Consider the following 25,054-nt stretch of genomic DNA (forward strand, 5'->3'; position numbering starts at 1 on the left):
CGGCAACAGCGTGGTGGAGCAGGTGGAAAAGCAGCTGAACAAGCTCATTGAGGTCATCAAGGTCCGCACCTTGGACGAGTCCAACATGATTGGCCGGGAGCTGATGATTATCAAGGTCAGCGCCAACAAGAACAACCGGGAACACATCATGACCATCTGCAACATCTGCGGCGCCAAGGCGGCGGATATCTCCCCCACCTCCATGACTCTGGAGATTTCCGACACGCCGGACCGGGTAGACGTGTTTGAGGACATGATGCGCCCCTTCAACATTCTGGAGGTGGCCCGTACCGGGGTCATCGCCCTCCAGAAGGGCGGGGGGAAAATTTGATACCCGGTAGGGAGGAGCGATACCATGGATAAAGCGCAGAGAAAAGCCCTGACGGAGGAGTGGAAGAACCGCCGCCCGGAGATGGGCGTGATCTCCCTCCGCTGCAAGGAAACCGGAGAGACCTTCCTGGGAACCGCCAAGGACACCAAGGCGGCCTTCAACAGCGTCCGGGCCAAGCTCTCCGGCGGCATACACCCCAACAAGCGCCTGATGGAGCTGTGGAAGCAGTACGGCGAGGAGGGGTTTGCGTTCTCCGTGGCCGCCGTGCTGGAGTACGAGGACCCGCTGGAGGACCACGCCGAGGAGCTGGAGACCCTGCGGGAGCTGTGCCTGTCCGAAGACAAGAACGCGGTAAAGCTGTGGAAATGAAACGGGAGCATGAAAGGAGAACGCGGTTATGGGCTGCCTTGGCGGCTTTCGGGCCATTACAGAGGAAGAGCTGGAGAAGCTGCGGGCCGTTCCCAGAGAGGACCGGATACCCGACTATCTGGACGAAATGGAGACGGCGGACATCTTCGACGTGGATAAGTCCTGGGACGCCATGCACCGGGCGCTGACCGGAAGCAGGCTGGAATTTGGGAATGCCCCCGCCCCCGGCTGCTGGGTTGTTCTGGGGGGCGAGGTCCTCCGGGGCGACCGGGAGGGGGAGGAGGACTATCTTGTCGTCTGCAAATCCCCCGAACAGGTCCGGCAGGTGGACCGTTTCCTCCAGGGAATGACGGAGGAGACGTTCCGGAAGCTCTATTTCGCCATGGACCCCGAGGCCTACGGCTTCCCGCTGGATGAGGAAGATTTTGCGTATACCTGGGAGAACTTATCGGACTCCCGCCCCTTCTGGCACAGCGCGGCGGAGAAGGGGCTTTGGGTCCTCTTCGATGTGGATCAGTGAACAAATACAGGGAAGAAAGCAGGAGACAATGTGAAAATCAGAGCCACGAAGGCCATTATGGAGTGCCTTTTGGAGCAGGAGGTGGATACCGTCTTTGGCTATCCCGGCGGTACGATCCTCAATGTCTACGACGAGCTGTATCGCTACAAGGATAAAATTCACCACGTGCTGACCGCCCACGAGCAAGGGGCGGCCCACGCCGCCGACGGCTACGCCCGGTCCACCGGGAAGGTCGGCGTGTGCTTCGCCACGTCGGGGCCCGGGGCCACCAACCTCACCACCGGCATCGCCACTGCGTACCTGGATTCGTCCCCGGTGGTGTTTCTCACCTGCAACGTCACGGAGGCCACGCTGGGCAAGGACGCCTTCCAGGAGGTGGACATCACCGGCATCGCCATGCCGATTACGAAGGCCACCTTCCTGGTCCGGGACGCGGCAACCATCCCCGCCGTCATGCGCCAGGCCTTCGCCGTGGCCGCCAGCGGACGGCCGGGGCCGGTGCTCATCGACTTTTTGAAGGACGTGACCTTCCCCAGCGTGGAGATCGAATATGAGTTCGTCCCCTGGCGGGAGAACCGGGGCTGCGCCGGCATGCGGGAGCTGAACCGGGACCACGAGCTGAAAAAGCCCACGCCGAATCAGGAGGATGTGGACATCCTCCTGGACATGATCGCCCAGGCGGAGCGGCCCTTCGTCATCTGCGGCGGCGGCGTGGTGCTGGGCCGGGCGGACCGGGAGTTCAAGGAGTTCGCCGAGAAGCTGGACGCCCCGGTGGCCATCAGCCTCATGGGCGGCGGCGGCTTCTCGGGAAGCCACCCCCTCACCACCGGCATGATCGGCATGCACGGGTCCAAGGCGTCCAACACCGCCTGCAACGAGTGCGACCTTCTCATCGCCGTGGGCTGCCGCTTCTCCGACCGGGTGGCCCTGAACCCGGCCACGTTTGCAAGGCAGGCCAAGATCGTCCAGATCGACATCGACCGGGCGGAGATCGACAAGAATGTGCTGACAGACCACCATATCATCGGCTCCGCCCGGCGGGTGCTGGCCATGCTGAACGAGAAGCTGCCCCAGTATGACCACGGCGCCTGGAAAGGGCGCATCCTTCCCCTCCGGGCCCCCTCCGTGGCGGAGGACAGCGACCACCTGACCCCCCAGCAGGTGCTGGAGACCATCCGGCTCCAGATGCCGGGGGACGCCATCGTCGCCACGGACGTGGGCCAGCATCAGATGTGGGCCATCAAGTATTTGCACTTCCAGTACCCGGGCCAGATGCTCACCAGCGGTGGTTTTGGCACCATGGGCTTCGGCTTGGGGGCCGCCATCGGGGCCCAGACCGCCCACCCGGACAAGCGGGTCTTTCACATCACCGGGGACGGCTGCTTCCGCATGAACTGCCACGAGCTGGCCACGGTGGGCTATTACAAGCTGCCCATCATCACGGTGGTTTTCAACAACGGCACTCTGGGCATGGTCCGCCAGTGGCAGAGCCTGATTTACGGCGGACGCTACTCCGAGACCACCCTGGACCGGGGACCGGATTTCGTGAAGCTGGCGGAGGCCTACGGCATCCGGGGCTTCCGGGTGGAGACGGCGTCGGACATGGAAACCGCCCTGGCCCAGGCCCTGGGAAGCGGGGAGGCGGCGGTGATCGACTGCCGCCTGGACATCGACGAGATGGTCCGGCCCATGGTGGCCTCCGGGGCTGAGATCACGGATTTCCTGCTGAGCGAAGGAGGAGAGTCATGAGAAAGCAATGGGACACGGCGAAGAAGCTCTACACCCTCTGCGTCCTGACGGAGGACACCCCCGGCATCCTCAGCCAGGTGGCACGGCTTTTCTCCCGGAAGGGCTATAACATCGAGTCCATCGTCACCGGGGCCACGGACCGCCCCCACACGGCGCGGCTGTCCATCAACATCCTGGCGGACGAGCTGGTGGTCAATCAGCTGGCCACCCAGTGCCGGAGAATCCTGGGCGTCCAGGCGGTGAAGATTCTGGACGAGGAGACCTGCGTCCGCCGGGAGATCGCCCTCATCAAGGTCCGGGCGGCGGACCACGGCACCCGGGACGAGATCATTCAGCTGACCAACATCTTCCGGGGCCACATTATGGACGTGGACCGGGAGTCCCTGACGGTCTGGGTCTTCGGCACCCAGAGCAAGAACGCGGCGCTGATTCAGATGCTGGAGGATTTTGGCATTCTGGAAATCGCCACCACCGGTACTATCGCCATCGAGAGAGGGCGTAGCACGATATATGACGAGAGCAAACTAAAGGAGGAATACGAATATGGCAAAAATGTATTATGAGAAGGACTGCGACCTGGGCAAGCTGGACGGCAAGAAGATCGGCATCATCGGCTATGGCTCTCAGGGCCACGCCCATGCCCTGAACCTGAAGGAGTCCGGCTGCGACGTGTGCGTGGGCCTGCGCCAGGGCAGCAAGAACTGGGAGGGCGCGGAGAAGGCGGGCCTGAAGGTTCAGACCGTGGCGGACACCGCCAAGTGGGCCGACATCATCATGATCCTGGTGAACGACGAGGTCCAGGCCGACGTCTATAAGAAGGACATCGCCCCCAACCTGGAAGAGGGCAACATGCTCATGTTCGCCCATGGCTTCAACATCCACTTCAAGCAGATCGTGCCCCCCGCCGGGGTGGACGTCTCCATGATCGCCCCCAAGGGCCCGGGTCACACCGTCCGCTCCACCTATGTGGCGGGCAAGGGCGTGCCCTGCCTGGTGGCCGTGGAGCAGAACGCCACCGGCAAGGCCCTGGACTTGGCCCTGGCCTATGCGGCGGGCATCGGCGGCGCCCGGGGCGGCGTCATGGAGACTACCTTCCAGGACGAGACGGAGACCGACCTTTTCGGCGAGCAGGCCGTCCTCTGCGGCGGCGTGGTGGAGCTGATGAAGATGGGCTTCGAGACCCTGGTGGAGGCGGGCTACGCCCCTGAGAACGCCTACTTCGAGTGCATCCACGAGATGAAGCTCATCATCGACCTCATCAACAAGGGCGGCGTGGCCATGATGAACTACTCCATCTCCGACACCGCCGAGTACGGCGAGTACGTCTCCGGTCCCCGGATTCTCCCCTATGAGGAGACCAAGAAGAACATGAAGGCGGTGCTGACCGACATCCAGGACGGCGTCTTCGCCGGCAAGTGGATCGCCGAGAACAAGAACGGCCGCACCTTCTTCAACGCCAAGCGCCGCCAGCTGGCCCAGCACCAGATGGAGACCGTGGGCGCGGAGCTGCGGCGCAACATGCTCTGGGGCGACGACACGGACCCCGACACCGCGTCCAACTAAAAGAGAACCGGATGGGAGGGCCCGGGGGCGCCGCGCCCCTGGCGGGGTGCAGGGCCCTGCCGTCCCCGGCTCCAGGCCGCCGCCTCCCCGGAGACGGCGGCTTTTCTCTAGGGCCCGCGAATGAGACCCGCGGGCCCCGACCGAAAAGGAAAGGATGGATTCCATGAACCGCATTCTCCCCCACCTGGTCCTCTACAGCGACCTGGGCAAGGACAGCATCCTGGTCCGGCTGGCGGAAATCGTCCGGGACCGCAAGAATGGCGGGGCCGTGGAGGCCCTGCTTCAGCGAACAAACGCCCAGGTCAAGCGCCTGCTGGACCTGGCCACGGCCTGCGGCTTTGACGAGGACCTCTGGCAGTGCTATCTGACCTGGGTCCTTATGACCAACGACAACTCCTTCACCCGGACCTGCGAACGGGTGGGGGCCGCGGAGGACGGCAGCGTGAACCGCTTCGCGGAAAACGACTTCGCCGTCTTCCACCAGCTCTTTCACTACGACTTCACCGCCCTGGAGCAGTACCTGCTTACGGACTGCTTCTCGATTCTGACGGACTACCGCGCCATTCCCAAGCGGGAGCGGACCTATAACCGGGACGTCAGCGCCCAGGTCCGCACCCTCCGCAAGGCCCTGGCCGGGGCCTCCGACGGCCACGAGATGTTCCGCCTGATGACGGACTACTACCGGCAGTACGGCTACGGCGTCTTCGCCATGAACCGGGCCTTCCGCATCCGGCGAAGTGAGGCGGGGCTCCAGTTCCTGCCCATCAGCAACGTGGACGGCGTGCGGCTGGAGGATCTTCTGGGCTACGAGCTCCAGAAGACGGAGCTGCGCCGGAACACGGAGGCGTTCCTGGCCGGGCGGCACGCCAACAACGTCCTGCTTTACGGCGACGCGGGCACGGGAAAGTCCACCAGCGTCAAGGCCCTCATCAACGAGTACTATGACCAGGGGCTGCGGATGATCGAGATCTACAAGCACCAGTTCGGGGAGCTGTCCCACATCCTGGGGGAGATCAAAAACCGGAATTACCGCTTCATCATCTTCATCGACGACCTCTCCTTCGAGGAGAACGAGGTGGAGTACAAGTTCCTCAAGGCCGTCATCGAGGGCGGCGTGGAGACCCGGCCGGAAAACGTCCTGATCTACGCCACCTCCAACCGCCGCCACCTGATCCGGGAGACCTGGAACGACCGCCAGGATATGGAGCATCATGGGGACATCCACCGCTCCGACACCATGGAGGAGAAGCTGTCCCTGGCGGCCCGGTTCGGCGTCACCATCAACTACAACGCCCCCAGCCCCAAGGAGTTCCACGCCATCGTCCGGGCCCTGGCGGAGCGGCAGGGGATTTCCATGGACGAGAAGGAGCTGATGGTGAAGGCCAACGCCTGGGAGGTCCGTCACGGCGGTTTCTCCGGCCGGACCGCCCAGCAGTTCGTCCACTATCTGGAGGGGCTGGAGGAATGAAGGTTTTGGTCAGCGCCTGCCTTTTGGGGGAGAACTGCAAGTACAGCGGCGGGAACAACCGGTGCACCAAACTGCTGGAGTGGCTGAAACGGGAAGGACACGAGGCCGTCCCCGTCTGTCCGGAGGTTCTGGGGGGCCTGCCCGTGCCCCGGACCCCGGCGGAAATTGTGGACGGCGCGGTGACGGCGCAGGACGGCAGAGACGTCGACGCAGAATTTCGCCGGGGGGCGGAGCTGGCCCTGGACATCGCCCGGCGGGAGGGAGCGGAGCTGGCCGTTCTCCAGCCCCGAAGCCCCAGCTGCGGCGTGCGGCAGGTCTATGACGGCGCCTTCTCCGGGCGAAGGATTCCGGGGATGGGCGTCTTTGCCCGGCGGCTGGCGGAGAGCGGCTTCCGCCTTCTGGAGCCGGAGGACCTGCCCTGAACCCGAGGCGAATCCCGGACTGCGGAATGACGCCGGTTCTTTTTGGGAATCATTTCAGGATTGGGGATTGCGGCCCGGCGGGGTTTTGTGATAAAATAAGACCGCAAATCCCGATCCGTCCATGGACGGACCGTTTGAAAGAGGGCGATGTATGATGATGGACCCCAAATGGCTCCAAACGTACCGGGAGGAAATCGGAACCTTCTCGGAGAAGATTCACGCGTTCAACGAGGGGAAGATTGAGAAAAAGGATTACAAGGGCTATTCCGGAGGCATGGGCAGCTATGCCCAGCGGGACCAGACGAAGCACATGCTCCGCCTGCGGATGCCCGGGGGGCGGCTGACGGCGGAGCGCCTGAAGTTCCTGGCGGGGACTGTGGAAAAATACGGCGTCCGGCGCCTCAAGCTCACCACCTGCGAGACGGTGCAGCTCCACGATCTTCCGGCGGAGCAGGTTCCGGCGATCATGGAGGAGGCCGCCTCCTGCGGTATCATCTGCCGGGGCGGCGGCGGGGACAACCCCCGGAATGTCATGTGCAGTCCCCTCTCCGGCGTGCAGAAGGGGGAGGCTTTCGACCCCACGCCCTACGCCGAGGCGGTGACGGAGGACCTCCTCTCCATCTGCCGGGATATCCACATGCCCCGGAAGCTGAAAATCGCGTTCAGCAACGGCGCGGACGACTCGGTGCACAGCGCCTTCCGGGACATGGGCTTCCGGGCCAAGCCGGACGGGACCTTCTCCCTCCGCATCGCCGGTGGCCTGGGGGCTGCGGGGCACCGCATGGGCGTGCTGGTGGACGAGGCCGTGAACCCCAGGGAGGTTCTTTACTACGTCCGGGCCATGGTGGACACCTTCTGCCAGCACGGCAACTATGAGAACCGGGCCAAGGCCCGGACCCGCTTCATGCAGGACACCCTGGGGCCCGAGGGGCTCAAGGAGGCGTTTTTGAAAAACGTGGAGTCCGCCAAGGCGGCGGGGGGTCTGGAACTGCCCCGGCTGGAGGCCCTGGCCAGCGTCTGCGGGGGAGAGGAGACGCTGGAACACCCCCGGGCCATCCGGCAGAAGCAGCCAGGAATGTATACGGTGAAGTACCACCCCGTGGGCGGCCTCCTGCCGGCGGAGAAGCCCGCCCAGCTGTACGCTGCCATCAAGGATCTGTGCAACGCGGAGTGCCGGGTGGGCCCGGACGAGACGTTGTATATCGTCAACCTCCCCGCCGCCGGGGCGGAAAAGGTCCTGGCTATTACGGAGGACGGCGCGAAAACGGCCTTCGAGCACAGCGTGGCCTGCATCGGGGCCACGGTCTGCCAGCAGGGCGTGCGGGACAGCCAGGGGCTGCTCCAGGCCGCCGTGCAGGCGGTCCGGGAGGCGGGCATTCCCGACGGGGCCCTGCCGGCGGTCCGCATTTCCGGCTGTCCCTCCAGCTGCGCCGCCCACGAGGCGGGAACCATCGGCTTCCAGGGGGGCGTCCGGCTGGAGGATAAGAAGCCCCAGCCCGCTTTCCGCATGTTCCTGGGCGGCAGCGACGCTCTGGACGCCGCCCGCTTCGGCGAGGCCGGGGCGGTGATCCTGGAGAGGGACATTCCCGCCCTTCTGGTGGAGCTGGGCCGGGCCGCCGCCGCAGCGGGCCAGCCCTGGGAGCAGTGGGCCGAAACGCACCGGGAGGAGCTGAACGCCATTGTGGCCAGGTATGCCTGAGATACGATTTTATGACAGGAGAGGAGGCGGGCCCCGGGCCCGCCTCCTTTTCCGTCTGAGGGGAGAGATTGTGGGATGAAACGCCTTTGCCTTTTGGCGGCGCTGGCGCTGCTTCTGACCGCCTGCGGAGCGCCGCCGGAGCCCGCCGGAGCGGGACCGTCCGCCTCCGGTGAATCCGTCGCCTTTACGGACGACCTGGGACAGGAACTGGAACTGGAGCCGCCCCGGCGGGTGGCGGCGATGATCGGCAGCTTTGCGGACATCTGGTGCCTGGCAGGGGGACGGGACTCCCTGATCGCCGCCGCTGGGGACGCCTGGACCTCCTTCGACCTGGGCCTGCGGGAGGACGCGGCAAATCTGGGGGCCGTGAAGGAGCCCAATCTGGAGGTCCTTCTGGCGGCGGAGCCGGACCTGATTCTCGCCAGCGTCAACACTGCCGTGAACCTGGAGCTTCGGGAGACCTTCGCCCAGGCGGGTATCCCCGCCGCCTATTTCGAGGTGGACTGCTTTGACGACTACCTCCGGATGCTGGAGGTCTGCGCCCGCCTCACGGAACAGCCGGAGCGGTACGAGACGTATGGAACCGCCGTCCGGGCCCAGGTGGACGCCGCCGCCGCGCGGCAGGACGGGTCCGCCCCCAGGGTCCTCTACGTCCGGGCCAGCGGCAGCAGCTGCAAGGCCAAGGGCAGCGAGGGCAGCGTCCTGGGGGAGATGCTGGCGGACCTGGGCTGCGTCAACGTCGCCGACGGCGGCGGCCTTCTGGAGAACCTGAGTCTGGAGGGCATCCTCGCCGCCGACCCGGACTTCATCTTCGCCGTCCTCCAGGGGGCGGACGCCTCTGCGGCCCGGAAGTCCCTGGACGCCGCCCTGCTCTCCAACCCCGCCTGGGGCAGTCTCCGGGCGGTGCGGGAGGGGCGGTTCGTCACCCTGGACCACCGGCTCTACAACCTGAAGCCCAACGCCCGCTGGGGGGAGGCCTATGAAGAACTTGCGGACATTCTCTATCCCAACTGAATCCGTCCTCCCGCTGCTGGGGGTCCTGGCGGCGCTGGCGGCTTTGCTGAGCCTGTGCCTGGGGGCGGCGCCCCTGCCGCTGGGGGAGGTTTTGGCCGCCCTTCTGGGAAGGAGCGGCGGTCCGGCGGCCAGCATCGTGCTGTACGCCCGGCTGCCCCGGACCTGCGGCTGTCTCCTGGCGGGGGCGGCGCTGGCGGCTTCGGGAACCATGATTCAGGGCGTGCTGGGGAATCCCCTGGCGGCCCCCAACGTCATCGGCGTCAACGCCGGGGCGGGGCTGTGTACGGCCCTGTGCGCCGCCCTCTGGCCGGCCCGGACGGCGGCGGTCCCCTTCGCGGCCTTCCTGGGGGCTCTGGGGGGCGTGCTGCTGGTGCTGTTCATCGCGGAGCGGACCGGCGCGTCCAAGATGACCCTGGTACTGGCGGGGGTGGCGGTGTCCGGCATGTTCAGCGCGGGCATCGACGCTGTGCTGACCTTCTTTCCCGACGCGCTGAACGGCTATACGGACTTCCGGGTGGGGGGCGTAGCCAATCTCTCCATGAGCCGGGTGGCTCCGGCCTTCTGGGTGATTCTGGCGGCACTGGCCCTGGCGCTGTCCCTGGCGGGGGAGCTGGACGTGCTCCTCCTGGGGGAGGAGACCGCCCGGAGCCTGGGACTTCCCGCCCGGCGGCTGCGGCTTGTGCTGCTGTCCCTGGCGGCGGCGCTGGCGGGGGCGGCGGTGAGCTTTGCGGGGCTGCTGGGCTTTGTGGGCCTCGTGGCCCCCCACATGGTCCGCCGCCTCGTGGGGGAGGACAGCTCCGCCCGGCTGCTGGCGGCGTCGGCCCTTGGCGGCGCGGCGCTGCTGACGCTGTGCGACATTCTGGCCCGGACCCTCTTCGCCCCCTACGAGCTGCCGGTGGGCGTGGTCCTGTCCCTGTTGGGAGGGCCGTTCTTCCTCTGGCTGCTGCTGCGGCAGAGACGGAGAGGGGGGCCGGGCCATGCTTGAGCTGAAAAACGTCTCAGCGGGCTATCCAGGGGTCCCGGTGCTGGAGGGCGTGTCCCTGGCCGTCCGGCCGGGGAGGGTCCTGGCCCTTCTGGGGCCCAACGGCTGCGGGAAGAGCACGCTGCTGCGGACCGCTGCCGGCCTCCTGCCCGCCCTGGGCGGGGGGGTGCTGCTGGACGGAAGGCCCCTGGGGGATTACAGCCTCCGGCAGGCCGCCCGGCGGATCGCCTGCCTGCCTCAATCCCGGGAGACGCCCCGCATCACCGCCCGGCGGCTGGTCCTTCACGGGCGCTTCCCCCACCTCTCCTACCCCCGGCGCTGCCGGGCGGAGGACTACGCCGCTGCGGACCGGGCTCTCCTCCGGATGGACGCGCTGGACCTGGCGGGCCGGGTTTTGCCGGAGCTCTCCGGCGGACAGCGGCAGAAGGTGTATCTGGCCATGGCCCTGGCCCAGGAGACGGAGACCATCCTGCTGGACGAGCCCACCACCTACCTGGACGCCCGGCACCAGCTGGAGGTCCTGACCCTCACCCGCCGCCTGGCGGAGGAGGGCCGGGGAGTGGCCCTGGCGCTTCACGACCTCTGCCTCGCCCTGGCCAGGGCGGACGAAATCGCCGTTTTGGGGGAGGGGCGCCTTCTGGCCCTGGGGGAGCCGGAGGAGATTTTCCAAAGCGGGATGTTGGAGCGGGTCATGGGCGTCCGCCTGGAGCGGACCCCGGGGCCCCGGGGCTGGCGCTATTTCTGCGAACTGCCGGAGGAGGAGTGAGATGGCATACTTTCCCTTTTTCATCGACCTGGAGGGCCGGGAGGGTCTGATCGTGGGCGGCGGGGCCGTGGCCGCGCGGAAGGCGCGCAAGCTCCTGCCCTACGGGCCCCGGCTCACCGTGGCCGCGCCGGAGATCGCGCCGGAGATCGAGGCTCTGCCCGGTGTGACGCCGCTTCGCCGGGCCTTTCAGCCCGCCATGCTGGCGGGGAAGTTCTTTGTCATCGCCGCCACGGACAGCCGCGGAACGAACCGCACGGTGGCCGCCCTCTGCCGGGAGCGGGGGATTCCGGTCAACACGGCGGACGACCGGGAGGGCTGCGACTTCCTCTTTCCGGCGCTGGTGAAGCGGGGGGAGCTCTCCGTGGGCGTCTCCACCGCCGGGGCCAGCCCCAGCGCCGCCGCCTGGGTGAAGCGGCGGGTGGAGGAGCGGATTCCGGAGGACTTCGGGGATATGCTGGCCTACCTCGCCTCCCTGCGGCCGCAGGTGCGGGCCCGCGTGCCGGAGGAAGGGGCCCGGAGCGCCGCCTTCTCCCGGCTCTTCGCCGCCTGCCTGGAGACGGGCTTCCCTCTGCCGGAGGAGGCGCTGGCCCAGGTTCTGGAGGGCGCGTCCCGGACCGGGAAGGTCTATCTGGTGGGGGCGGGCTGCGGGGCGGCGGACCTGATTACCGTCCGGGGCCTGCGCCTTCTGGAGCGCTGCGGCGCGGTGGTCTATGACGATCTGCTGTCCCCGGAGCTGCTGGACGCCGCCCCGGAGGGGGCGGAGAGAATCTACGCGGGCAAGCGCTGGGGCCGCCATTCCATGGCCCAGGAGGAGATCAACGCCCTGCTGGCCGCCAAGGCCCGGGAGGGGAAGATGGTGGTCCGCCTCAAGGGCGGGGACCCCTTTGTCTTCGGCCGGGGGGGCGAGGAGGCCCTGGCCCTTCAGGCGGCGGGCGTCCCGTGGGAATACGTGCCCGGGGTCACCTCCGCCGCAGCGGTTCCCGGCGGGGCGGGGATTCCCGTCACTCACCGGGCCGTCAGCCGGAGCTTTCACGTGTACACCGCCCGCACGGCGGAGGGGAAGGACGGTCTGCCCCCCGGGCTGGAGGCCCCCCTGCCGGAGGGAACGCTGGTGTTTCTCATGGGGCTGTCCCGGCTGGAGGCGCTGTCCCGCCGTCTGATGGAGGCGGGACTGTCTCCGGAGACTCCCGCCGCCGTGATTTCCGGCGAAAACACCCCCCGGCCCATGGCGGTCCGGGGGACGCTGCGCGGCATCGCGAAGAGGGCGCGGGAGGCGGGAGCGGAGGCCCCCGCCGTCATTGTGGTGGGGGGCACGGCGGGGATGGACCTGGGAGCTCAGGAGGCGGGAAGTCCGCCGTAGCCATAGCGGACCCGCTGGGTGACCAGGAACGCCGCCGTTACCGCCAGGGTCAGCACCTCCGCCGCCGTCACCGCCAGCCAGATGCCGTCCAGCTCCAAAAACAGGGGCAGGATGAAGATGGCCGCCGTCTGGAACAGCAGCGTCCGCAAGAAGGCGATGGCGGCGGAGATCACGCCGTTGCTCAGGGCGGTGAAGAAGGCGGAGCCGAAGATGTTGAAGCCCATGGCCAGGAAGGACAGGGCGTACAGCTGGAACCCCCGGGTAGTGAGGGCCAGCAGTTCTTCGTCATAGCCCACGAAAATCCGGGACAGGGGTCCCGCCAGACCCACGGCGGCGGCGGTAAGGCCGACGCAGCCGGCCAGCATCAAAAGCAGGCTCTTGCGGAGAAGGCTCCGCAGTTCCTCCTGGTTTCCCGCGCCGTAGTGATAGCTGATGATGGGCCCCGCGCCGATGGAGTAGCCCATGAAGACGCCGATGAAGATGAAGTTGACATACATGATGACCCCGAAGGCCGCCACGCCGTCCTCCCCGATCAGACGCATGAGCTGGAAGTTGTAGAGGATGCTGACCAGGGACGTGGACAGGTTCCCCATCATCTCCGAGGAGCCGTTGGAGCAGGTCTGGGCCAGCACCCGGCCCTCAAAGCGGGCGCCGGTCAGCCGCAGGGGCGTCTTGTTGGGCAGGAGGAAGTAAACCAGGGGCACCACGCCGCCCACGAAGGAGCTGGCCACCGTGGCGATGGCCGCCCCGGCCACGCCCCAGGGCAGAACGCCCACCAGCAGCCAGTCCCCCAGCATGTTGGTGAGGCCCGCCGCCACGGTGAGGCCCAAGCCCAGCTTGGGCCGCTCTGCCGCCACGAGAAAGCTCTGAAACATGTTCTGCAAAATAAAGGGCACCAGGGCGAGGGTGAGGACGCGCCCGTAGAGGACGGCCAGGGGCAGCAGCTCCCCTGTGGCGCCCAGGAGGAGGCAGAGCGGCTCCATAATCAGCTCCGCGGCAACCGTCAAAACCGCGCCGGCGATGACGCCGGCGGAGACGATGAGGGAGAAATAGCGGTTTGCCCTGGGCAGGTCCCCCTCGCCCATGGTCCGGGCCACCACGGCGCTGCCGCCGGTGCCCAGCATAAAGCCCACGGCGGCGAAGATCATCAGGGCGGGCATGATGAGGTTCACCGCCGCGAAGGCGGTCTTGCCCGCGTAGTTGGAGACGAAGACTCCGTCCACCACGCCGTAGATGGAAGTGAAGATCAGCATGACCATGGTGGGGAAGGTGAAGCGCAGGAGCTTGCCGTACGTGAAATGTTCGGACAGATGGATGTGCATAGGGATTTCCTTTCTCTTTGTATCGCGCCCGCCGAAACCCTCCGGCGGTTTATTTTTTAGGGATGGGGGCCGCTGCCCGGAAGTGGGAGAGCCATTTTTCGCTGAGGCGGATCAGCGTCCGCCACTCCTCCTCCGTCAGGCCCTTGGCGGCGGTCCGCTCCGCTTCCATGGCGGGAAGAACCTTTTCCCGGACCAGCTCCCGGCCCCGTTCCGTGAGAACCAGGGAGACTTCCCGTCCCTCCTTGGGCCGGAGGGAGAGGAAGCCGTCTTGCTCCAGCTTTCGGACGGAGGAGTGGACGGTCTGCTTGCTCAGGAAAAACTGCCGGCAGAGGGAGCTCTGGGTGCAGTCCTCCCCCTGCTCTACCAGGCCCCAAAGCACCCAGAGGGCGCTGTCCGACAGGCCGAGACCCTGGGCCAGGGTGTGGTAGAACTCGTCGACCTGATGGTCGATCTGGAGATACTCCTGAAACAGCGTGTAAGCGTCCATGGCCGCAGCTCTCCTTTATAGTACGATATCGGACTTGCGTAGGATACTATAGTCCGATTTCATACCAAAGTCAATGGCTGTGTTGCACAAAGATATGGGATGTAATTTAAAGAATATGTAAAAAGAGGCCCGGAATCCGGGCCTCCGCTTATTTCGCTGTGGAGATGCGGAGCACGTGACAGATGGAGGGGATGGACTCCCCCTGAAAGCTGGAGGTGGGGGAGAGCAGGGCCCCGGTGGGGGCGAAGACGATGTTCTTCCACTTTCCCTGCCGCATGCCGGAGAGGAGGTAGCCGTTGAACACCGAGGCAGAGCAGCCGCAGCCGGAGCCCCCGGCGTGCATGTCCTGTTTCTCCCGGTCGTAGAGAAGGAGGCCGCAGTCCTGGAAATGGTCCCCCATGTCGATGCCGTCCTTGGAAAAGAAGTCCCGGACGATGGCATGCCCCAGCTCCCCCAGGTCTCCGGTGACCACCAGGTCGTAGTCCTGGGGCTTGGTTCCGGTGTCCTGAAAGAAGGCGGAGAGGGTGTCGTAGGCCGCCGGGGCCATGGCGGCGCCCATATTGTTGGCGTCGGCGATGCCCTTGTCCACGATTTTCCCGCAGGTGACGTGGGTGATATAGGGGCCGTCCCCCTGGCTGGCCAGGATGGTGCAGCCGGCGGCGGTGGCGGTCCACTGGGCGGTGGGGGTCCGCTGGTTGCCGTAGGGCACCGGCATCCGGTACTGCCGCTCCGCCGTGCAGAAGTGGGAGGAGGTCATGGCGGCGGCCTTCTCCGCGAAGCCCCCATCAATAACCATGGCCGCCAGGGACAGCGACTCCCCCATGGTGGAGCAGGCCCCGTAGAGCCCGTAAAAGGGAACGCCGAACTCCCGCAGGCCGAAGGAGGAGCCAATGCACTGGTTCAAAAGGTCCCCGGCGAAGATATAGTCCAGGTCGCCGGGCTTCAGCCGGATCTGGTCCAGGGCCCGCTGGAGGACCCGCTTTTGCATCATGGACTCCGCCTTTTCCCAGGTCTTCTCCCCAAAGAAGGAGTCCTGTTCCAGCTCGTCAAAGTGCTCCCGCAGGGGTCCCTCCCCCTCCAGCTTGCCGCCAATGTTGGCGTAGGAGATGACGGAGGGGGGATGCTCCAGGGCGACGGTGCGCCGCCCGATCCGTTTGTTGTTCATAGCGCGCCTCCTTGTGGCAGTGGTGTTCAACATAGGATGCCCGGTGGGAGACGCTTTATGCGGGGCGAGGGTGCAAAAGGTGCCCTCTTTGCCGCCGGGGCTTGCGGAAGGGAGAGGGCTTTGCTATAGTAAGGTACGGCAAACCCAGCGCAAAAACGACAAGCGAAGGAGAGAGGCACTATGAATTACGAGATCAAGGGCGAGCCCATGCCCGTGGTCATCTGCCAGCTGAACACCGGGGAGACCATGATTACGGAAAAGGGGTCCATGGTGTGGATGAGCCCCAATATGGAGATGCAGACCTCCGCCGGAGGCAGCATCGGCAAGGCCTTTGGCCGCATGTTCTCCGGAGAGAGCATGTTCCAGAATCTTTACACCGCCAAGGGCGGCTCAGGCATGATTGCCTTTGCCTCCAGCTTCCCCGGGGCCATCCGGGCGGTGGAGATCGGGCCGGGCAAGTCCATTGTGTGCCAGAAGTCCGCCTTCCTGGCCTCGGAGCAGGGGGTGGAGCTGTCCGTGTTCTTCCAGAAGAAGATGGGCACGGGCTTCTTCGGCGGCGAGGGCTTCATTATGCAGAAGCTCTCCGGACAGGGAACGGCCTTTTTGGAGATCGACGGCTCCGCCGTGGAGTATGATCTGGCCCCGGGCCAGAAGCTGATTGTGGACACCGGGAACCTGGCCATGATGGACGAGACCTGCACCATCGACATCCAGTCCGTCAAGGGAGTGAAGAACATGCTGTTCGGCGGCGAGGGCATGTTCAACACCGTGGTCACCGGCCCGGGCAAGGTGGTCCTTCAGACCATGCCCCTCAGCGCCTTCGCCGGGTCCATCGCCTCGGTGCTGCCCAGCAAGAGCTGAGGAAGCGGGAACGGGAAGGTCCCGGTTAAGGATTGGATTGCCCAGGGGCGGACCGGCCGGTCCGCCCCTGGGCTGAAAAATTCCCGGCGTAATGCCTTTCGTCTTCAGGTCCTCCACCGCCATATTTAACAAATGTCCCGCAATTCCCTGGCGGCGGTATGCTTCCTCCGTATACACGGCACAGACGTTAGGGGTAAGGTCTTTTCTGTCATGAACATCATGCTCGATTACCCCCAATCCTCCAATAATCCTGTCATCCTCCAGGCAAAGATACCAACCATATTCGGTTTCACGGTTAAGAAAGGATTCCATACACGCAAGATAGGCTTCTTGCGGCACGTCCCGCTTCCTATGAAACCATTTGGCCGCGCCGTCCTTTAATTGCGGCTTTTCTCGTAAAGTAATATATTCATCTTTTGCTCCTCAAAGTCCAATTTTCGCCCCGATTATACCGCCGGCTTGAGGCGGTTCCATCCGTTTTCTTGAAAGTATCGGAGTTATCTCCCGGCAGCCCTTATGCAAAAAAGAGCTTGAAACCTTCCCTCCTGCATAGGATATCCCGACTGCGGCATCATGACCGCATTTAAAATAGAGCGGCAAAATCCGCCATCAAAATGGGTCCCCGGAGAGATGCACCTCTCCGGGGACCCGTTTTTTGCGCGTGCAGTCTCGTCTGCAAACGGTCAGGCCGCCTGCGGATACAGCCGCGAATTACGCCCGCTATCATATCATGATCCGGCGGGCTTTACAAGGAGCCGCTTGCCTCTGGTCAGGCGTTCTCCCCGCAGAGCTTCACCCCGCCCAGGGCCAGGGCGAAGACGAACCAGAAGATGCACATCACCCTGGGATAGTTCCAGAGGTAGTCCGCCAGGCCGCAGACCAGGCTTCCGCAGAGGGCGGCGCAGGCGGCGCAGGTGATGGTTCTGGCGGCGGAGTTTCCGCAGTGCCGGACGGCGTGGGCCGCCCGCTTGACGCCCCACAGCGCGGAGCCCACAAAGCCCACAAAGCCCAAAATGCCCAGCTCCGCCCAGACCTGGAGATAGGTGTTGTGGGAGTGAACGAAGGGGGTCCGTGCGTGGTAGAAATTCAGCAGCTTCACGTACCGCTGGACGGCGGCGGTGCCCAGTCCCGCGCCGGAGAGGGGACGGCGGACGATAACCTCCAGCCCGGCCTTGAAGAGGGGAAAGCGGCTGTTGGTGGAGGAGTCGGAGGAGTCGAAAATCGTCAGCACCCGGTTCCAGATGCTGGCGGGCAGGAAGGGCGCCGCCAGCACGCACAGGGCGAAGAAAAGGGGCAGCAGCTTCGGCTTCCACAAAAAGATCATTACCACCATGGCGCAGGCCATGCCGATCCAGGCGGCGCGGCAGTAGGTCATGCCCATGGCGGCGCCGCCCAGGACAAAGGCCGCCGAGGCCGCCAGCTTGGAAACGATGTGCCTGGAGCACAGAATCAGCGCCAGCGTTAGGGGCATGAGGAGCAGCAGCACCTCCGCGAAGGTGTTGGGGTTGTCGAAGAAGGACATGACCCGGCTGGGCATGTCGGCGTTCAGGTCCATGTCCACATAGGACGTGTTGACCTCCAGACCGGAGAGGCGCTGGAAGATGGCGTACAGCGAGGAGACCGCCACACAGCCGGAGGCCCCCGCCGCCAGACGCTTCAGCTCCTCCGCGGAGCGCAGGGCGCTGACCGTTACCACCACGCAGAGAGCGGCGGAGAGGTGGTAGACAAAGAAGCGGACGGAGACGTTCCGGGTCAGGGAGAAGACCACCCCCAGCACCACGGCGGCAAAGAACAGCGCCGGGAAAAAGCCGGTGCGCTCCACGTCCAGATGCCGGTCCCCCCGGCCCATGGCCCCAGCGTGAAGCAGGAGCAGAAGGGTCAGGAAGGCCAGGAGGGTATAGGCGTTGTTCCAGTATTCATAGGGGATGATCCAGAGGAGCAGGATCAGCCAGCCCTCGGCCACGGCGGTCTCGTCCCCCAGGCGGAAGGCGAGCCGGGCGAAAAAGCTGTCCGCAAAGGTCTCCTCCAGGAGCAAATAGAACCGGCGCAGCAGCCGCCCCGGCAGGTTCACGATCCAGCTCAGAAGGCGGCAGGCCCCGCTGCAGGGCCAGGAGCGGGCCAAGACCCCCTCCCGGCACAGGGGCCGGAGAAGGGCGCTGCCGTCGATCTGCCCGCCGCACCAGGCCCCCGCCCGAACGGCCAGACGGTGCAGCCCGCTGTCCTCGTAGGCGGCCAGGAGCAGGAGCAGAAGATGATGGAGATAGCTTTCTTTCAGAAGCGTCATATCGTTCCTCGTTTCGCGTATGGAGTGGGACGGTGTGTGCCGCGGGAGCGCCGCTTTTGGCGGCCCGTCCGTCAGATGCGGTTTTTCAGGCGGTAGAGCTGGGTCAGGGTGAAGAAGTGCTTCCCCCGGACCAGGTTGGCCACCATCTGCTTGTTGGGACTAAGACCCACGGGAACCAGCTCCCGGATGGCCTTCTCCATGTCCGGCTGGCGGCAGAACGCCTCCACGGCCTTCTGCCGCTGGCGGATGGACTTCGGGTTGTCCTTGGCGTACTCGTTGCCCACGGCGATGAGAAGACCCGCCCAGTTGCTGCTCTCCCGCCACTGGGGGCGGGCGGACTCCAGACCGTACCGCTGGACCAGGGCCTCCTTCCGCTCCATGAAGCGGGAGAAGACCTGGGGAAAGTCCCTCATATAGTGGTGGGTGGCGGACTGGCCGTGGAGGAAATAGCGGTAGAGGGGCTGGTCCGTCACCGCCAGGGACCGGGCGTTGCAGAAGTACTCCAGCACAAAGAGCTCGTCCTCCAGATAGGGCCCGTCGAAGGTGAGGCGGGCCTTGCGGATGAGCTCCGCCGAGAAGAGGTAGCAGACGCTGTACCCGTTGAACACCGGCTGGGTCAGCCGGTCCCCCAGGAGGGGATGGACCAGCTTTTCACGAATCTCCTCCTGACCGAAGACGCCGGCGGGAAGCTGGCTTTGCACCGCCTGCTTTCCGTCGGGCCAGAGGTAGGTGAGGCCGCAGGCGGCGGCGTCCGCGCCGGAGTGCTCCCGGAGGTTCCACAGGGTCTCCAGGGTGTGGAACTCGTAACAGTCGTCGGCGTCCAGGAAGGCGATATAGTCCCCCTTGGCCTCGTTGAGGCCAAGGTTCCGGGCCTCGCTGACGCCCTGGTTCTTCTTCCGGTGAAAGACCCGGACCCGGCTGTCCTTGGCGGCGAAGCGGTCGCACAGAGCGGGGGAGCCGTCGGTGCAGCCGTCGTCCACCAGGATCAGCTCCCAGTCGGAAAAGGTCTGGCGGGCTACGCTGTCCAGACAGCGGTGCAGAAACGACTCCGCCTGATAGACGGGGACGATGACAGAAATACTGGGCATAGAAAAACCTCCACGCGCCCGGAGCGCCGATTCAATGCGGCAGCCAAAGGGGACCCTCCGCAGGAAGGTCCCCGGCCAGTTTGGCAGCTGCCGGAACAAAAACCATTGTACTCCATTTCACAAAGAAGGTCAACGGCTTTTCCCGGCAGTTTATTGAGCAGATCCGGCGTCATGACCGGTTGTGGGCTGGTTTTCATCGGATTGCTCCAAAAAAAGCTCCTCCGCCTGCCGCTGGGCCTCCAGAAGGGTTTCCCTCAGCTGGGCCAGGGACTTCTCCGTGTCGGTAACGGTATTGAACAACAACAAATATTCTTTGGCGATTGCAGTCATGGCAGGCCTTCCTTTCTTCATGAAACACTAAATATAGCTGGGGTCTATGGGTATCATACACAATATTCGGTAAATAACTTGTCTGAATTTGTCGAGAGGTTCTGAAAAATGCAAAAAGGAAGGGAACCGGAGGGACGGGGGGCGAAAGGGGGAGAAATCCACCGTTTTGCCGCCGTTTTTGTGAGTTTATGGAAAATATGCTGGTATCGTTGTCCCCTCTGCAGGGCTAAAAACGAAAAAATGACCAATATGAGATATATAAAGGAAACGTTCCGCCCAGTCGAAAAGCCGGAAATCTTGACGGGAAGGAAAGGGATAGGGTATGCTTAGAGCGGGAAAGCGGCTTTCGGCCGGAGGGACCGGAGGCTTGGAACGTGTGCCGCGGCGGAGGCCGGCGGCGGACAGGAGGAGCGTATGCCGGAACATGACAAGCGAACCAGACAGGAATTGGACAGCGCGCTGCGGAAGCTTTTGAAGCGCAGGCCGCTGGAACAGCTCCGGATCCGGGAGCTGACGGAGCTCTGCGGCCTCCGGCGGCAGTCCTTTTACTATCATTTTAAAGATGTGTATGACCTCTTTGACTGGTCCGTCCAGCGGGAGCGGGCGGCGCTGCTGGCACGGCAGGAGGAATGCCTCACCTGGCGGCAGGCGCTGCTGAGCCTGTTGGACCGCATTGCCGGGAACCGGGCCTTTTACCAGGCGGTGCTGGACCAGAGCGGCACGGAGGGTCTGAAGGCCCTGGTTCCGCTGACGCGGACCCTGGAGACGGTGCAGTCCTATTACCGGGACCGGGGCGGAGCGCCGCCGGACCCCGAGGGGGAGGAGCGGGAGCGCCGCTGCGGCGAGGCGGTGCTGCTCTCCCTGCTGGAGGGCTGGATTCGCGGCCGGATGGCGCTGACGGCGGAGGAGCTGACGGCCGCGCTGGAGCGGACGGTGGAGCGGAGCGCCGAGGGCGCCCTGTGGCAGACTCTGCGGGAGAGAGGAGCGTGGAGCTGGACGGACTGACGGACATATGAACAGGGGACTTGCAAAAAGGAGGACGGCTATCCGTCCTCCTTTTTTCTTTCCCAGAGATGGACGTTTTTGACAATTGTTACAATTATGTCCAAATTTAGACGTTTTTCGCAGAATTGTCCCTTTTCGAAACCCGGCGCCTATTTATAATCAAACCATAACAGGAGTGATGTTGTGAAAAAAGTCTGTTACACCGTGGTGCTGCAAAGCCAGCTGGGGCCCCGGGCCGGGGAGCTGCTGCTGTGGGAGGACGCCGGGGCCGTCTCCGGCGAGCTGTGCCTGCTCAGCCGCCGGAACCGCTTCTCCGGCAGTGTGCTGCAAAGTGGTAAGTACCTGATTTCAGGCGCTTTGCGCTCCTGCGTGGACAAGGAGCCCTATGACGCCATCTTCACCGTCCGCCAGGGGCGGCTCTACGGCGGGCTTGTGACCTGCCACGGCTGCTGGGACCTCACCGGCGTGGAGGTGACCGGCGTCCCCCAGGAGGCGGAGCAGCCTGCCGCGGCGGGGACCTGAGGCTCTGAAACGGAGATGCCGCGGCCCTCAGCGGCCAAATTGGCGGATTTTTCCAAAAGTCCGCCTGGTTTGCTATGCGTTCATAACGTAACCCGGCGAAAGGAGGAAGTCCGCCATGGAGAGAAACCGCCGTCTGGACGAGGGCGCCCTGCGCCGCCTCCTGGAGCGGGAGCAGGCCGGGCCGGAGGCCCTGGTTCTCCGCCTTGCGTGGCTGGAGGGGCTGACCCGGGAGGAGATCGCCGCCCTGACCTGGGATCAGGTCTCCTTCCTGGACGGGCGGCTGGAGCTGCCGGACCGGATGGTCCCCCTGGAGGAGGAGGTCCGGGCCCTGCTCTGGAAGCTCCGGGAGGCGCGGGAGGCCCGGGAGGAGCCCGGAGACCCCCACGTCCTCCTCTCCGCCCGGGAGCGCCGGCCCATGCGCCTGGAGTCCGTCTCCCGTCTGGCGCGGCAGGCCCTGGACCGGGGCGGCCTGCCCGGGGTGCGGCTGCTGGACCTGCGCTATGACTGGATTCTCCGCTGCCTGGACCGCATGGACTGGCCGGAGGCGGCCCGGATCAGCGGCGTGGAGGTGGCGACCCTCCAGCTCCGCTTTTCCGCCAGCGCCCCGGCCCGGAAAGCCCCCAAGCTCCCGCCGGCCCAGGTGGACGAATTCAAGCTGTGGAAGCTCCTCCAGGCGGAGCGGAGCTCGGCGGCGGGGCTGGCCATGTGGCTGGCCTGGCAGCTGGGCCTCCAGGCCCAGGAGATGATCGCCCTCACCTGGGACCAGGTGGACTTGGAAAAGGGCGTCCTCCGCCTGCCGGACCGGGAGGTGCTGCTTACCAGCGCCCTGCGCCGTCTTTTGGAGGAGGAGCGCCGGCGGCGTTCCCCCTCGGAGGACCCCCACCTTCTCCTAACCGAGCAGTCCCGAAAGCCTCTGGACCTCCCCCGGCTCTCCCGGCTGACCCGTGCCGCTCTCATCCGGGGCGGACTGGAGCGGGTGACCCTCCGGGACCTCCGGAAGGACGATGGCCGGGAGGCCGAAACCAATCTGATTCTCCAGCAGGTGGCGGAACGGGGCTCTGTCTCCCGGGGGGAGGTGTCCGAGCTCTTGGGCTTCTCCAAAACCGCCACTTACGCCCGCCTCCGCCGCCTGACGGACCAGCGGCGTCTCATCCGGGTGGGGGGAAAGTATTACCTCCCCGGCACCGTGGTGCCGCCGGAGCGTCACCGGGCGGCCATCCGGGAATACCTCTCCGAGGCGGGCTTCGCCTACCGTCAGGACATCGTGGACCTCCTCCGCATCCAGCCCAAGCAGTGCACCCTGGTTCTGCGACACATGGTGGAGGACGGGGCCCTGCTCCAGGAGGGGCAGAAATACTTCCTCCCCGACCGGGAGGAGCGCAAAGCCGAATAGCCGGGAGGCGGGGGGCTTCACCCTGCCTCCCTCTTCGTTGCCCTGCCGCCAAAATTGGAAAATTCTGGGCGGCGTTACGCCTCTCCGGCAAATGCGCCCCGCCAATCGGACGGCGGTTTTCAGTTCGGTTAAAAGGCCTCCAAAAGCCTTGCCAGGCCCTTTTTTTCCTGTTAGATTGCAGATGCGGACGGCGGACGGATTGGCGCGAGACCAATTCCAGGCTTGATGTGGGATCGGCTAGCCCCGACACGAATCCTGGAGGGGGCTGCGCGCCGGGATGTCCGGACGGACCGTAATCTTTAAAGGAGGAATGTTCAATGAAGAAATTCCTGTCCCTGGTTCTTGCGTTGGTCATGGCCATGTCTCTGGTCACGATCAGCGCGGGAGCCGTCGAGTACAAGGATCTCACCGACAAGGACGAGATTCAGTACGAGGAAGCCGTTGCGGTTCTGAACCGTATCGGCGTGATCACCGGCTATGACGACGGCAGCTTCCAGCCCACGAAGGAGCTGACCCGTGGCGCGGCCGCGAAGATCATCGTGTCCCTGTTGATCGGCCCCGAGGCCGCCAACAACCTGCCCAACAACAGCAGCCCCTATCCCGACGTTCCCGCCAACTACACCTTCGCGGGCGTCATCAGCTTCTGCAAGACCAAGAACATCATCAGCGGTTACGGCGACGGCACCTTTAAGCCCGGCGACTCCCTGACCGGCTATGCCTTTGCCAAGATGCTGCTGGGCGCTGTCGGCTATGACGCCGAGCTCGAGCGCTTCACCGGCTCCGGCTGGACCAACAACATCGCCGCCATCGGCCAGAGCGCCGGTCTGTTTGACCGCCTGAAGTTCGACGGCAGCGCCGCGGTCAACCGCGAGCAGGCCTGCCAGCTGGCGCTGAACGCCCTGAAGGCCACCGTCGTGACCTACACCAACGGCATCAACGTCAACGTCACCGGCGAGAACACCAACGTTGCCGTTTCCGGCGGCCAGGTCCGTTCCTACAAGACCAGCAACCAGGAGTTCGCCCGGAACATCCGGACCCGGAACTACACTGAGGTTGCCTCCAGCGATAACTACTACACCGTCGAGTTCGCCGAGGAGCACTTCGTGGACCTCCGCCTGGAGGCCGACAAGTGGAACCCCACTCCCAACGACTTCGGCCGTCCCTCTGCCGAGTGGAGCTACAAGAAGGTCACCATCGGCACCTATCCCCTGGAGGCCGACTTCAGCTTCAACACCCAGGTTGCCCATATCGAGGTCACCGATTCCGCCAAGGTCCGTGCTCTGGGCCTGCGCGGCTATGAGCTGACCGATGACCGCGGCGGCGACAACGCCACCCTGTGGCTGAACGGCGTTGGCTCTGACAAGATTCTGGAGAGCGTGGGCCAGATCGCCGACTACACCGACAACGGCACCGTCGTTGAGGTTTACGTGGATGAGAATGACGCCGATCACATCACCGACGTCGTCGTGGTCCGCACCCAGCTGATGGAAGTCAAGCGCGTCGGCAGCGACTACGTGTCCCTGGACCGCATCGGCCAGGACAACGAGGAGAGCGCCACCACCGCGCAGGGCATCCAGGGCTTCAACCACGCCGCCCTCAACGAGAAGACCATCAAGAACGTCAACGTGGACGACGTCTGCTATGACGTCCTCTCCGCCCTGAAGGCCGGCGACGAAGTCGCCATCATCCCCGTCAGCACCGACGGCGGCCGCACCTGGGAAGCCGCTCGGGCCTATGTCCCCGAGACCGTTTCCGGCCGGCTGAGCAAGGTCACCACCTACGGCGCCATCGGCACCGAGCCCAACGCCGTTGATATCACCGTTGGCGGAACTACCTACAAGATCGCCAACTGGAACAAGGATATGCACGACCTGACCGCCGACAAGATCAAGGTCACTACCAAGGACGTCACCCTCGTTCTCGACGAGTTTGGCAACGCCCTGCGCGCCAAGGACGTCGGCGCCACCAGCGACTACATGGTCGTCGGCAGCTGGGCCCAGAGCCTCCAGAACGGCCGCATCATTTGGCTGGCCGAGGGCTGGGACGGCAAGGGCAACGCTGTCTCCCTGAACGTCGGTACCTCCAAGCCCAGCGCCATCGTTCCCGGCGACCTGGTGTATTACACCAACGAGAACACCAGCGGCGTGGCCGAGTGGACCCTCTCTGATACCGAGGTTAAGGAGGACAACAAGTACTTCGGCGTTTTTGATGTCGACGACACTGCCGATACTAGCGCTTATGAGATCAAGGCCAGCAACGTCCGCGTGAACTTCAAGGATACGGGTACTCACTTCACTGACGACAACGCCTACTTCGCCCGCGACGTGAAGTTCATCTATGTCGACCAGGAGACC

Annotated in this window: 24 protein-coding genes and 1 pseudogene; 18 read left to right on the plus strand and 7 right to left on the minus strand. The window is 64.9% G+C overall.

Translation table 11 applies throughout. The features are described 5' to 3' along the window. The 13 genes from ilvN (QZ329_RS10155) to cysG all read left to right on the plus strand — a co-directional run. Window positions 1-331, plus strand: a 331-nt coding sequence (gene ilvN, locus QZ329_RS10155; RefSeq protein ID WP_295752035.1) for an acetolactate synthase small subunit, incomplete at its 5' end; no start/stop codon positions are given. A 24-nt stretch (window positions 332-355) separates the two neighbouring features. After that, complete coding sequence (locus tag QZ329_RS10160; protein WP_295752038.1) at window positions 356-700, plus strand: GIY-YIG nuclease family protein; 345 nt, start codon at window positions 356-358, stop codon at window positions 698-700. Between the two features lie 28 nt (window positions 701-728). After that, window positions 729-1,220, plus strand: coding sequence for a YfbM family protein (locus QZ329_RS10165; protein ID WP_295752042.1), 492 nt, complete (start codon window positions 729-731; stop codon window positions 1,218-1,220). A gap of 30 nt (window positions 1,221-1,250) precedes the next feature. Beyond that, the gene (gene ilvB / locus QZ329_RS10170; RefSeq protein ID WP_295752045.1) at window positions 1,251-2,969 is read left to right on the plus strand and encodes a biosynthetic-type acetolactate synthase large subunit; all 1,719 of its coding nucleotides are present in this window, start codon (window positions 1,251-1,253) and stop codon (window positions 2,967-2,969) included. Continuing rightward, window positions 2,966-3,532 (plus strand): acetolactate synthase small subunit, encoded by a 567-nt coding sequence (ilvN, locus tag QZ329_RS10175; RefSeq protein WP_295752049.1) that lies wholly within the window; start codon window positions 2,966-2,968, stop codon window positions 3,530-3,532. Before ilvB ends, ilvN (QZ329_RS10175) begins: the two co-directional genes overlap by 4 nt. Further along, window positions 3,513-4,532, plus strand: coding sequence for a ketol-acid reductoisomerase (gene ilvC, locus QZ329_RS10180; RefSeq protein ID WP_295752052.1), 1,020 nt, complete (start codon window positions 3,513-3,515; stop codon window positions 4,530-4,532). The genes ilvN (QZ329_RS10175) and ilvC overlap by 20 nt, the downstream gene beginning before the upstream one ends. 163 nt (window positions 4,533-4,695) lie before the next feature. After that, complete coding sequence (locus QZ329_RS10185) at window positions 4,696-6,000, plus strand: ATP-binding protein (RefSeq protein ID WP_295752055.1); 1,305 nt, start codon at window positions 4,696-4,698, stop codon at window positions 5,998-6,000. After that, window positions 5,997-6,422, plus strand: a complete 426-nt coding sequence (locus QZ329_RS10190) for a DUF523 domain-containing protein (protein WP_295752058.1) — start codon at window positions 5,997-5,999, stop codon at window positions 6,420-6,422. The genes QZ329_RS10185 and QZ329_RS10190 overlap by 4 nt, the downstream gene beginning before the upstream one ends. 151 nt (window positions 6,423-6,573) lie before the next feature. After that, window positions 6,574-8,121 (plus strand): nitrite/sulfite reductase, encoded by a 1,548-nt coding sequence (locus QZ329_RS10195; RefSeq protein ID WP_295752060.1) that lies wholly within the window; start codon window positions 6,574-6,576, stop codon window positions 8,119-8,121. A gap of 75 nt (window positions 8,122-8,196) precedes the next feature. Next, window positions 8,197-9,135: an ABC transporter substrate-binding protein gene (locus QZ329_RS10200; protein ID WP_295752063.1), complete on the plus strand. Its 939-nt coding sequence runs from the start codon at window positions 8,197-8,199 to the stop codon at window positions 9,133-9,135. Then, on the plus strand, window positions 9,101-10,120 hold the full coding sequence (locus QZ329_RS10205) for an iron ABC transporter permease (protein WP_295752067.1): 1,020 nt from the start codon (window positions 9,101-9,103) through the stop codon (window positions 10,118-10,120). Before QZ329_RS10200 ends, QZ329_RS10205 begins: the two co-directional genes overlap by 35 nt. Further along, the gene (locus QZ329_RS10210; protein WP_295752069.1) at window positions 10,113-10,883 is read left to right on the plus strand and encodes an ABC transporter ATP-binding protein; all 771 of its coding nucleotides are present in this window, start codon (window positions 10,113-10,115) and stop codon (window positions 10,881-10,883) included. The genes QZ329_RS10205 and QZ329_RS10210 overlap by 8 nt, the downstream gene beginning before the upstream one ends. 1 nt (window position 10,884) lies before the next feature. Next, a complete protein-coding gene (gene cysG, locus QZ329_RS10215) occupies window positions 10,885-12,243 on the plus strand; it encodes a siroheme synthase CysG (RefSeq protein WP_295752072.1) in 1,359 nt (452 codons plus the stop codon). Here cysG and QZ329_RS10220 read toward each other — a convergent pair. The 3 genes from QZ329_RS10220 to spoVAD form a co-directional block, all read right to left on the minus strand. After that, window positions 12,219-13,565, minus strand: coding sequence for an MATE family efflux transporter (locus tag QZ329_RS10220; protein ID WP_295752075.1), 1,347 nt, complete (start codon window positions 13,563-13,565; stop codon window positions 12,219-12,221). The genes cysG and QZ329_RS10220 overlap by 25 nt on opposite strands. Before the next feature lie 49 nt (window positions 13,566-13,614). Next, window positions 13,615-14,052: a MarR family transcriptional regulator gene (locus tag QZ329_RS10225; protein WP_295752078.1), complete on the minus strand. Its 438-nt coding sequence runs from the start codon at window positions 14,050-14,052 to the stop codon at window positions 13,615-13,617. A gap of 148 nt (window positions 14,053-14,200) precedes the next feature. Further along, a complete protein-coding gene (gene spoVAD, locus QZ329_RS10230; protein ID WP_295752082.1) occupies window positions 14,201-15,217 on the minus strand; it encodes a stage V sporulation protein AD in 1,017 nt (338 codons plus the stop codon). Between the two features lie 180 nt (window positions 15,218-15,397). Between spoVAD and QZ329_RS10235 the strand changes: the two genes are divergently transcribed. Next, window positions 15,398-16,078: a TIGR00266 family protein gene (locus tag QZ329_RS10235; protein ID WP_295752093.1), complete on the plus strand. Its 681-nt coding sequence runs from the start codon at window positions 15,398-15,400 to the stop codon at window positions 16,076-16,078. A gap of 99 nt (window positions 16,079-16,177) precedes the next feature. Here the strand turns inward: QZ329_RS10235 and QZ329_RS10240 are convergent. The 4 genes and pseudogenes from QZ329_RS10240 to QZ329_RS10255 form a co-directional block, all read right to left on the minus strand. After that, window positions 16,178-16,390, minus strand: a pseudogene (locus QZ329_RS10240) (GNAT family N-acetyltransferase); the annotation flags it as partial. A 457-nt stretch (window positions 16,391-16,847) separates the two neighbouring features. After that, window positions 16,848-18,362 carry an O-antigen ligase family protein gene (locus QZ329_RS10245; RefSeq protein WP_295752095.1) on the minus strand — a complete coding sequence of 505 codons (1,515 nt, stop codon included), beginning with the start codon at window positions 18,360-18,362 and terminating at the stop codon, window positions 16,848-16,850. Window positions 18,363-18,433: 71 nt separating this feature from the next. Continuing rightward, window positions 18,434-19,450, minus strand: coding sequence for a glycosyltransferase (locus QZ329_RS10250; RefSeq protein WP_295752097.1), 1,017 nt, complete (start codon window positions 19,448-19,450; stop codon window positions 18,434-18,436). A gap of 150 nt (window positions 19,451-19,600) precedes the next feature. Continuing rightward, the gene (locus QZ329_RS10255) at window positions 19,601-19,780 is read right to left on the minus strand and encodes a hypothetical protein (RefSeq protein ID WP_295752099.1); all 180 of its coding nucleotides are present in this window, start codon (window positions 19,778-19,780) and stop codon (window positions 19,601-19,603) included. A gap of 414 nt (window positions 19,781-20,194) precedes the next feature. Between QZ329_RS10255 and QZ329_RS10260 the strand changes: the two genes are divergently transcribed. From QZ329_RS10260 to QZ329_RS10275, 4 genes are all read left to right on the plus strand, one after another. Continuing rightward, complete coding sequence (locus tag QZ329_RS10260) at window positions 20,195-20,785, plus strand: TetR family transcriptional regulator (RefSeq protein ID WP_295752101.1); 591 nt, start codon at window positions 20,195-20,197, stop codon at window positions 20,783-20,785. A 183-nt stretch (window positions 20,786-20,968) separates the two neighbouring features. Continuing rightward, window positions 20,969-21,307, plus strand: a complete 339-nt coding sequence (locus tag QZ329_RS10265) for a hypothetical protein (protein WP_295752104.1) — start codon at window positions 20,969-20,971, stop codon at window positions 21,305-21,307. A gap of 115 nt (window positions 21,308-21,422) precedes the next feature. After that, window positions 21,423-22,700, plus strand: a complete 1,278-nt coding sequence (locus QZ329_RS10270; RefSeq protein WP_295752106.1) for a hypothetical protein — start codon at window positions 21,423-21,425, stop codon at window positions 22,698-22,700. 317 nt (window positions 22,701-23,017) lie between these two features. Then, a partial coding sequence (locus QZ329_RS10275) for an S-layer homology domain-containing protein (protein WP_295752108.1) occupies window positions 23,018-25,054 on the plus strand: 2,037 nt, incomplete at its 3' end.

The organism is uncultured Oscillibacter sp., assembly GCF_910579365.1.
Lineage (GTDB): Bacteria > Bacillota > Clostridia > Oscillospirales > Oscillospiraceae > Oscillibacter.

What these genes read in the sequence shown, in the direction of transcription:
- QZ329_RS10210 (WP_295752069.1), top strand. Translation starts at nt 10,113, where the DNA reads ATGCTTGAGCTGAAAAACGTCTCAGCGGGCTATCCAGGGGTCCCGGTG.
- QZ329_RS10250 (WP_295752097.1), bottom strand. Translation starts at nt 19,450, where the DNA reads ATGCCCAGTATTTCTGTCATCGTCCCCGTCTATCAGGCGGAGTCGTTT.
- ilvN (WP_295752049.1), top strand. Translation starts at nt 2,966, where the DNA reads ATGAGAAAGCAATGGGACACGGCGAAGAAGCTCTACACCCTCTGCGTC.
- QZ329_RS10255 (WP_295752099.1), bottom strand. Translation starts at nt 19,780, where the DNA reads ATGACTGCAATCGCCAAAGAATATTTGTTGTTGTTCAATACCGTTACC.
- QZ329_RS10195 (WP_295752060.1), top strand. Translation starts at nt 6,574, where the DNA reads ATGATGATGGACCCCAAATGGCTCCAAACGTACCGGGAGGAAATCGGA.
- QZ329_RS10220 (WP_295752075.1), bottom strand. Translation starts at nt 13,565, where the DNA reads ATGCACATCCATCTGTCCGAACATTTCACGTACGGCAAGCTCCTGCGC.
- QZ329_RS10225 (WP_295752078.1), bottom strand. Translation starts at nt 14,052, where the DNA reads ATGGACGCTTACACGCTGTTTCAGGAGTATCTCCAGATCGACCATCAG.
- QZ329_RS10235 (WP_295752093.1), top strand. Translation starts at nt 15,398, where the DNA reads ATGAATTACGAGATCAAGGGCGAGCCCATGCCCGTGGTCATCTGCCAG.
- QZ329_RS10160 (WP_295752038.1), top strand. Translation starts at nt 356, where the DNA reads ATGGATAAAGCGCAGAGAAAAGCCCTGACGGAGGAGTGGAAGAACCGC.
- QZ329_RS10165 (WP_295752042.1), top strand. Translation starts at nt 729, where the DNA reads ATGGGCTGCCTTGGCGGCTTTCGGGCCATTACAGAGGAAGAGCTGGAG.
- QZ329_RS10205 (WP_295752067.1), top strand. Translation starts at nt 9,101, where the DNA reads ATGAAGAACTTGCGGACATTCTCTATCCCAACTGAATCCGTCCTCCCG.
- QZ329_RS10185 (WP_295752055.1), top strand. Translation starts at nt 4,696, where the DNA reads ATGAACCGCATTCTCCCCCACCTGGTCCTCTACAGCGACCTGGGCAAG.
- QZ329_RS10245 (WP_295752095.1), bottom strand. Translation starts at nt 18,362, where the DNA reads ATGACGCTTCTGAAAGAAAGCTATCTCCATCATCTTCTGCTCCTGCTC.
- QZ329_RS10260 (WP_295752101.1), top strand. Translation starts at nt 20,195, where the DNA reads ATGCCGGAACATGACAAGCGAACCAGACAGGAATTGGACAGCGCGCTG.
- QZ329_RS10270 (WP_295752106.1), top strand. Translation starts at nt 21,423, where the DNA reads ATGGAGAGAAACCGCCGTCTGGACGAGGGCGCCCTGCGCCGCCTCCTG.
- ilvC (WP_295752052.1), top strand. Translation starts at nt 3,513, where the DNA reads ATGGCAAAAATGTATTATGAGAAGGACTGCGACCTGGGCAAGCTGGAC.
- QZ329_RS10190 (WP_295752058.1), top strand. Translation starts at nt 5,997, where the DNA reads ATGAAGGTTTTGGTCAGCGCCTGCCTTTTGGGGGAGAACTGCAAGTAC.
- QZ329_RS10200 (WP_295752063.1), top strand. Translation starts at nt 8,197, where the DNA reads ATGAAACGCCTTTGCCTTTTGGCGGCGCTGGCGCTGCTTCTGACCGCC.
- cysG (WP_295752072.1), top strand. Translation starts at nt 10,885, where the DNA reads ATGGCATACTTTCCCTTTTTCATCGACCTGGAGGGCCGGGAGGGTCTG.
- spoVAD (WP_295752082.1), bottom strand. Translation starts at nt 15,217, where the DNA reads ATGAACAACAAACGGATCGGGCGGCGCACCGTCGCCCTGGAGCATCCC.